The organism is Shewanella sp. 1180_01 (assembly GCF_052850535.1).
The window spans coordinates 1-7,488 of record NZ_VXCT01000094.1 but is presented as its reverse complement, the minus strand read 5'-3'; the positions used below and the strand labels follow the sequence as shown (position 1 = coordinate 7,488).

The 7,488-nt window shown below is 44.3% G+C and carries 8 protein-coding genes and 1 pseudogene; 5 read left to right on the top strand and 4 right to left on the bottom strand.

All coding sequences use genetic code 11. The features are described from left to right. Positions 1-25 precede the first annotated feature (25 nt). A complete protein-coding gene (locus FW758_RS23790) occupies positions 26-985 on the bottom strand; it encodes a hypothetical protein (RefSeq protein WP_311988870.1) in 960 nt (319 codons plus the stop codon). Positions 986-1,917: 932 nt separating this feature from the next. Here FW758_RS23790 and FW758_RS23785 point away from each other — a divergent pair. Continuing rightward, positions 1,918-2,409 (top strand): hypothetical protein, encoded by a 492-nt coding sequence (locus FW758_RS23785; RefSeq protein WP_446446735.1) that lies wholly within the window; start codon positions 1,918-1,920, stop codon positions 2,407-2,409. Between the two features lie 105 nt (positions 2,410-2,514). Then, positions 2,515-2,901, top strand: a complete 387-nt coding sequence (locus FW758_RS23780) for a carboxymuconolactone decarboxylase family protein (protein ID WP_259523392.1) — start codon at positions 2,515-2,517, stop codon at positions 2,899-2,901. A 145-nt stretch (positions 2,902-3,046) separates the two neighbouring features. Here the strand turns inward: FW758_RS23780 and FW758_RS23775 are convergent, their stop codons facing one another. Further along, positions 3,047-3,298 carry a DUF2999 family protein gene (locus FW758_RS23775; RefSeq protein ID WP_446446734.1) on the bottom strand — a complete coding sequence of 84 codons (252 nt, stop codon included), beginning with the start codon at positions 3,296-3,298 and terminating at the stop codon, positions 3,047-3,049. A 166-nt stretch (positions 3,299-3,464) separates the two neighbouring features. On the opposite strand from FW758_RS23775, the gene FW758_RS23770 reads away from it, so the two are divergent. The 3 genes from FW758_RS23770 (at position 3,465) to FW758_RS23760 (ending at position 6,231) form a co-directional block, all read left to right on the top strand. Beyond that, a complete protein-coding gene (locus tag FW758_RS23770; RefSeq protein WP_446446733.1) occupies positions 3,465-4,979 on the top strand; it encodes an ATP-binding cassette domain-containing protein in 1,515 nt (504 codons plus the stop codon). Between the two features lie 443 nt (positions 4,980-5,422). Continuing rightward, positions 5,423-5,719 carry a DUF134 domain-containing protein gene (locus tag FW758_RS23765; protein WP_012088215.1) on the top strand — a complete coding sequence of 99 codons (297 nt, stop codon included), beginning with the start codon at positions 5,423-5,425 and terminating at the stop codon, positions 5,717-5,719. Then, the gene (locus FW758_RS23760) at positions 5,716-6,231 is read left to right on the top strand and encodes a NifB/NifX family molybdenum-iron cluster-binding protein (protein ID WP_446446732.1); all 516 of its coding nucleotides are present in this window, start codon (positions 5,716-5,718) and stop codon (positions 6,229-6,231) included. The genes FW758_RS23765 and FW758_RS23760 overlap by 4 nt, the downstream gene beginning before the upstream one ends. Before the next feature lie 19 nt (positions 6,232-6,250). Here FW758_RS23760 and FW758_RS23755 read toward each other — a convergent pair whose 3' ends face one another. Then, positions 6,251-6,598 carry a thioredoxin family protein gene (locus FW758_RS23755; protein WP_446446731.1) on the bottom strand — a complete coding sequence of 116 codons (348 nt, stop codon included), beginning with the start codon at positions 6,596-6,598 and terminating at the stop codon, positions 6,251-6,253. 51 nt (positions 6,599-6,649) lie between these two features. After that, positions 6,650-7,322 (bottom strand): annotated as a pseudogene (locus FW758_RS23750) (excalibur calcium-binding domain-containing protein). Positions 7,323-7,488 lie beyond the last annotated feature (166 nt).

Below are 7,488 nucleotides of genomic sequence, written 5' to 3'. Positions count from 1 at the left end.
ACCCGTTAACGGGTACGCACTTATATTAAGCTAAACCACAGAATACGGCTAAATCTTCACCTTTTTTGGTCATTCTTAATTCGTCATTACCCGTCATAGTTATATAGTTTTGTTCAACTAATTTACGAATGGCGATATTTATAGATAATTGATTATTCTCACTGCTCACGTACTCTTTTAAACGTTCACTTCTTAGTGAACCGTTTGAAACTAATGCCATAAAAATATCACTCTGAAGTTTATTTGGTAAATGGAAATCTAAACTTTTTGTTTGTTTTTCATCTGACTTTTCACCAGATAAACGTAGTAATGAGATTTCGCTATCATTGAAAACTTTTAATTTACTATTTAAATCTGCGTTTTCACGCTTCATTTCATTACATACTTCAGTTATTTCACTCAGTTCTTTAGTGCTAGTAGAGTGTTTTTCGTTCAACTCATTTAGTTTTCCAGTTAATTCGTGATTCTTTTCTTTTAAAACAGTTGCATGTGCAGTTAATGATTCATTTTGAATTTTACTATCTTCGATCATTTTATCTTTAATACTAATTAAATCGAGAAAGTGCTTCTCTTGTTCAAAAGATACTCTTTTAATCTTTGCGGACTCATCCACACTAAGTAATAACGTCTTTTCAATTTCATTTCTGGCATCTCTTAATTTATTTTGACTTTTCAACCAGTATTTATACATAAACTCAGATGGTATAGGGTACAAAATAATAAATGCTACAGCAGAGATTAAAGGAAAAGCCAGTCCATTTGATAACAAATAACCTAACGGATCCCAACCCGATATTTTAATAACAGAATTACTCGTAATTATGTCTAATTCACTGTATTTGTCATATGGCTTCATAGAAGAAAATAGGACAATTAAAAATTTATAGTTCCATAAACACCAAGATATTATAAAGCCACTAGATAGTGGACTAGAAATTCTGTCATACAAAGTTGCTTTTATTGAATTTGAAAATTGTTCAATCATTCTTTACTCTTAGAAAGATGTTGGTTCATAACATAATAATAACGTTTGTGTTGTGTTTTTTACCAGAACATTTATGTACTTAGTGTAGTTTTTATATTGTTTTTGATCACTTGATTATTGTTCACAAAATAATCCAGCGGCGCTAGATTTGCTAACACGCTGGGGCTGATACACATTTCTGCAGCCATCATCCTGTGGTCAGCGGCGCGGCTTAGGCGACCACTGCGGATAATGGTTGCGTTACCAAATGCGGGCTTAGTAAGACAGCCACATCTTGTAACGTGTTTGACGCTGTGACAACTCTTCTGCTTTATTTGTTGGCTTTTTTAACGCTGATTACAATTCATATTGATTGATGGGACTTGGCTTTTAATAGTATTAAAATAAAACCTGAATTTAACGAGCCGTCCATTGTTAAATTTGCAGAGTATATGTTTGTAAAAAGGCATACAGATAACTGGATAGTTGGTTGGACTAAGCATTGGCATGTATGTGACCATTGACGGCATGGCCGCTCTTTCATATCTGACCCATAGGGATATGGGAAATGTCACTATGATGTCTGGAACATCATTGACCATGTGATCGCGGCATTTGCACTTCCGTATGCAGCAGCTGCCGTCGTCGAGCCCTCATGGATACTTCTTGTGAAATAAAAGGGGTGGCGCGTCACTGGAATGACAGTGCTTAATCATCAGCTTCCGCTGTTAAGCAGCAAACGAGCAGCAAAAGAATTTAACGAGCCATCTATTGTTAAATTTGCAGAGTGTATGCTTGTAAAAAGGCATACAGATAACTGGAAAATTGGTTGAATACTAATATATTGGCAGACATTTAAGCTGAACAAAAATAGTGGGTTAAGCTCTTATTCTCAATTACAATGCACTATTTTCATTCGCTAAATGCGGCATTAAACGAGCAGGAAACCCAGTATGAATATCCCAATGATTACCGCGCTTCAGAGTGACGATCCCCGTCTACCTACGCTGACAGTCGGCTATAACACAGTCGATGAGTGGCATGCCTCGATTCCAAAGGCTTCTAGCTCTGACGAAGCAAAATGGAACTATGCCTTCTGGCTTCAAAACGAACTCCTCGTCTTTGGGGATTCTGACTCTCAGACTGCGGATATCTTAGCTCGCTGGGTGGCCGATCTCGGTCTCGGGTACAGTGATGCGGAGGAAGATGTCGATTTTGAGCGCTGCCTTGAGCTCGGTCAGGAGATAACCGAGCAATTTGTTGCCGCAGTATGCGTTGTCGCTTCTACACTCCATTCCAACTTAACCGTTAGTCGCGTTTTTGGTCGTTCGGTACCCATCATAGTTCACGAGCTCGAGTACTATAACGAGATCGCAGATCAGACAGAGGCCTGTAACCCTCCCAGACTCGCCGAAGAGTTCGTTTCTTGGGTGCGCTCAATCTAACGTTAGTTATCAGTTATAGGTGGTAAGGATATAGGGCAGATTGGTTGGCGGCGGTTCAATAAGTCTAATCACTCGCTTAATCACATAACAAAAAAGGGTGCATTGATGAACGAAGAGCAATACGAGAAGGGTCTTGAGGTGCGTCGTGCTGTGATGGGCGATAGCTATGTGGATAAGGCGCTCAATAGTGCGACGGATTTTACCCAGCCGCTGCAAGATTTAGTTACGGCCAATTGCTGGGGTGAGGTTTGGGTGCGTGATGCTATTTCAAGGCAAACGCGCAGTTTGATTACCATAGCAACGCTGGCGGCATTAAAGGCACCGACTGAGTTGAAGGGCCATGTGCGCGGCGCGCTAAACAATGGCTGCTCGGTTGAAGAGATCCAAGAAGTCTTACTGCATTGCACCGTTTACTGCGGTATGCCTGCGGGGATTGAAGCTTTTCGAGCGGCGAAAGAGGCGATTGAGGAGTGGCAGGCGCAAAAAAGTTAGTTCACTTGGTACTGATCATTTTGAGCGTCAATGGTTTTGAGGTTTAGTTGCTGTGAGATTTATAGTGGTTTTAACATTCGCTAGGGGAGCTGAGTTACGCGGATTCCCCTAGCGCATGATGGCTACAAACTTGAACAGTCTGCGCTTATTTTTGTAACTGGGCTTTTGCGGCTTCTACTTTTGAGAAATCCAAACCGAGTTCAAGCACGGCTTCTTTGATCAAGGCTGGTTTCTGCATCACTAGCCCCAGCAGTTGTTGTAATTTTTCGGTTGGGATGCCTAATTGACCGAGCGTACCCATCGCCATTAATGGATTTTCGGTTAATGTTTGAAATAGCTCGTTGATCTTAGCGTCACTGACCTTGTGTTCTTTTAAGATGGCAATAATGGGGTTCATTGCGTTACCTTGTTGATATGAAAGTTAAACAGGTGCCGATTTTATCACAGTTCTGCCAGAGTGGTTGACTCACACACGCGTACCCGTTGGATTTTGCCACGCTTTACCTATGCCATTAAGCGCATTAGATTTTATCATCCCTTAAAAATAGAAAGGAACTGTGGTTATGCTTGATGTTGTCGCGAACCAAGACAAAAGTATTGTGGTTAAACAGTTACGATACGGGCGTGATAATGAGGTGCTAGTCGTCGATGAATGGCAACTGCACCCAGCAGATCACTGGGCGATTTTCGCGACCGACAGTTATTGCGGTTCCTTACTCGGGCGAATATTAACCGGTGATATTCAGCCCGATGAAGGGACGATTGCTGGCCTGCCGCAACGTATCGGCTGGGTGTCACTTGGGTTGCAGCAAGCGTTGCTGGCGCGCGAATTAGAAAAAGACGAGTTGGATTACGGTTCGAGTGTCGAATCCTTAGTGTTGGAATGCTGCCAAGATGCCAAACAACTCCCTGCATTATTACAAAAGGTTGGGCTTGAGCCGCTACGCCAGCGCGGTTTTCGGCAATTATCCACGGGCGAAACGCGCAGAGTCATGCTGGCACGTGCACTGGCAATGTTACCGCAATTGCTGATTTTAGATGACCCTTATGCAGGGCTCGATGCTGAACATCAGGCGAGCTTATCTGAGCTGCTGAGTGAAGTGGCTGAGCATAGCCAGTTGCTGATCATCACCTCGCGCCAAGAAGAATTGCCGCCGTGCATCAGCCATGTGGCGTTGTTTAATGGCGAGATGCTCAAATCTGGGCAGAGTGTGCACAAACTCAGCCCGTCGATGTCGATTGAGCAATGGCACAATCATCCTGTGATGGCGCAGTTGAATGCGTTATCCGCCCAACGTAGCGATGAACTCTTGGCCTTAATGGAGCGGCAAAGGCACAACGCCGAGGCGTTTGATCCTCTGGTCGAGATTAAAAATGGCAAAGTGGAATATGTCAGTGGGCTGATTTTCAGCGGCGTGAATTGGCGCATCGAAGCAGGGCAACATTGGCAAGTTCGCGGCCCAAATGGCTGCGGTAAAAGCACTTTACTGGGGCTGATTTTAGGCGACCATCCACAATGCTATAGCAATGACATCACGCTCTTTGGCCGACCTCGCGGAAGCGGCGAGAGTATTTGGCAGATTAAACAACGGATTGGCATAGTATCGTCGGCGCTGCACTTGCAATATCGCGTCAGTTGCTCGGCATTAGATGTGCTGCTTTCGGGCTTTTTTGACTCTATTGGCCTGTACCAGAAACCCACTAAACCTCAGCTAGATTTGGCGAAGGAATGGTTGGCGATTTTGCACATGACAGGGTTGGCGAGCACCAGCTTTAAGAAGCTCGATTATGGTCAGCAGCGGTTATTACTAATAGGTCGCGCCTTGATTAAACAGCCACTGTTACTGATTTTAGATGAGCCGTATCAGGGCTTAGATTTCATCAATCGCACCTTAGTGATGCGGGCGCTGGAGATGATAGCCGAGCATCATCTGAGCCAATTGCTGTACGTGTCGCACCATAGGGAAGATGCCTTACCTGCGATTAAAAACTTTGTCGATTTCATCAAGCAAGATGACGGCTATTCGGTACAGGTGAACTACTGTGAGTCTGAGGATTTAACCCGTTTAAATCTGTAAATGCCACCTATCGCAGCCGCTTAACGGCTGCTTATTTTTTTGAGAGTTTGTCATTATCCCTCGGCACTCCAACGCAGGTTAAAACTGACCTTACTGGGCGCTAGCCATTGAGTGTGTTAGTCACGCCAGACAGCAGTTCTGTTAATTAGTCATGCTTGATATAGGTAACTGTGAGCCGTCTTACAGTTTTGAATGTCGTTGGCGCGAATAATAGTTTCTGGCCTAGGCCAGAAACTCGTGACAGTTTTATGGTTCATCCACCGAACTTATTCATCAAGTCAGTTATCACGCTTGAGAATCCAAAGCTATGGATTCCCTTAGCTTAGATGAGCCTTAGATGAGCTTTAGTTGAGCCCGAGTGTTACTCGTAGTACCGAAGATGTGCACTAAGACCTAAAACACGATTTCAAGACATATAAGACGACTTAAAGATAAAAACCGTTATGCCAAGACCCAAAAAATGCCGTCAATTATCGAGCTGTGTGCCCTGTAGCCTATTTAAGCCTAATGGGATCCCTGCGGTTAAATTAACTCATATTCAATTAGAGGCCGATGAGTTTGAGGCCCTCGAACTGGGTGATGTGAAAAGATTAAGCCAGATCGAAGCCGCGGCCTTGATGGGGATCTCTCGGCAAACCTTTGGTTACCTTCTCGCCAATGCCCGTAAAAAGGTGGCGACGGCCATTACTCAAGGTCAAGCCTTGAGACTGCCAACCCAAACAGACAAGGATTTATCATGATTATTGCCATGCCGATGAGCCGCGAACGCCTCGCCAGTCACTTTACTAAAGCCCTACAGATTGGTTTTTATAACGAACAGCTTCAGCTGATCAAGCTGGTCGATAACCCAGCAATTGAAGGTGACTGTAGTGCTAAAAAAGCCTTACTAGAGCTGATTATTCAACAAGGTACCGACATTGTACTTGTGCAGAATATCGGTGAGCGCATGTTAGGAAAGTTGCTCGATGCGGGGATTAGCGTGAGTAAAGGCAGTGCCAGTCAAACAGTGGCGACTTTGCTTGCACAAACAGCGGATTTGAATCTTAGGTTGACGGATGCATCCCAAGGCCGCGCTTCACTCAAACATTCCGCCAAGGGTGGATGTTGTCATTCAACAGGTGACGGCTGCGGTTGCAGTGGTAAAGCTAACGCCGCCACAGGCTCAACACGTCTTATAAGCACGCCAGCAGTACAGGTTAAGCTCGATAAGTCAGTGCATTACGCTGGGTTTAGACCCTTGGTAAACAAATAATATCATCGTTTAATTTGGATTATTCCGTCACGATTAAACCATAGGGGCGGGCAAGCGCCCCTCGAATATCCGCTAACGAAAACACCTTGGAAAACTGTCCGAAGGTTTTGCCATAGAACACACATTCCACCACTGGCAGAGTAAATACATTGTGGCTCGCCGCTATCTCAGCTTGGGCTTGGCAATCGATATAGGCCATCTGCATCAGCGGGAACGCTTGCGCTAACAGCTCCGCAATTCTCGGTTTGAGCGTTTGGCACACACCACAGTTTGGCGCGCCAAATAACAACAGCACCGCTGCGTGCTCGGTTAACAAAGACTCCAGTATCTCAGGTGAATCAATTTGCGTAATGATATCGGTGTACATGCGTTGCCATTTGGAAGTTGCTAGGGGTATGAATTCATGGGTGTCGTATCGCTAACTGCACCACTGGCGCTCGCAGGGAATGCCATCACCGTCACCATCCATTTGAGTATTGGGGCAATGTTGGATATAGAATGTCGCTTCAGCACAGGAACTCATGTGGCTGCAATGGGTTTTACCCGCTTCACATTGGAATCTTGGTGTTGCCGTTGCTTGTGTTCGCGATTTAGTTTCATACATGGGCATTCTCTGAGTGTCTTCATTCGTGAGGACTGGTACTTCATTGAATACAGGGGCTTGATCTAATACAGGAGCTTTATTGAATTCTTGGTATTGTTTAAAGCCAAAGATAACTATGGCCACGATTATTAGCAGCGGGATTATCGTATTAAAGGACGATTTTCGTGGGCTATGGGAATTGCGCTTTGCTTTTGTTATTGAAGTTGAAGTTTTCATTGCGTGATTGGACATGAGAGTGGGAGCGCGGTGTTGCACTCGCTGCAATAACAGCGACGCCTTCAATTGAGGCGATAACCGCTTTTCTCTTGCCGTCATTTTGCACTTCCGTTTGATACAGAATGCTGTCGCCCACTATGGGTTTTCTCGCCATCTTTTTCAGCACTGAAATGTGAATAAACACATCTTGGGCGACGTTGTTTTCAGGCTGAATAAAGCCAAATCCCTTTTCATCGTTCCAACGTACCAGCACGCCTCTATCCATGAGCATTTTCTATGTCCTTAATTTAACGGCTTAATATTTTAGTTATTGAATATCAACATTTACTTGAGTCGATCAGATTTATCCCCTTTGAGGAGTAAACCGTTCTTAGGTTGACTGGTCGATTATCCCGTGTTGGCTGCTAAGTTACTCAAGCATAGGAAGTTTTGCAATT

Bases quoted from the DNA above. Each gene is read 5' to 3' on its own strand.
- FW758_RS23790 (WP_311988870.1), bottom strand. From the start codon at position 985: ATGATTGAACAATTTTCAAATTCAATAAAAGCAACTTTGTATGACAGA.
- FW758_RS23785 (WP_446446735.1), top strand. From the start codon at position 1,918: ATGAATATCCCAATGATTACCGCGCTTCAGAGTGACGATCCCCGTCTA.
- FW758_RS23780 (WP_259523392.1), top strand. From the start codon at position 2,515: ATGAACGAAGAGCAATACGAGAAGGGTCTTGAGGTGCGTCGTGCTGTG.
- FW758_RS23775 (WP_446446734.1), bottom strand. From the start codon at position 3,298: ATGAACCCCATTATTGCCATCTTAAAAGAACACAAGGTCAGTGACGCT.
- FW758_RS23770 (WP_446446733.1), top strand. From the start codon at position 3,465: ATGCTTGATGTTGTCGCGAACCAAGACAAAAGTATTGTGGTTAAACAG.
- FW758_RS23765 (WP_012088215.1), top strand. From the start codon at position 5,423: ATGCCAAGACCCAAAAAATGCCGTCAATTATCGAGCTGTGTGCCCTGT.
- FW758_RS23760 (WP_446446732.1), top strand. From the start codon at position 5,716: ATGATTATTGCCATGCCGATGAGCCGCGAACGCCTCGCCAGTCACTTT.
- FW758_RS23755 (WP_446446731.1), bottom strand. From the start codon at position 6,598: ATGTACACCGATATCATTACGCAAATTGATTCACCTGAGATACTGGAG.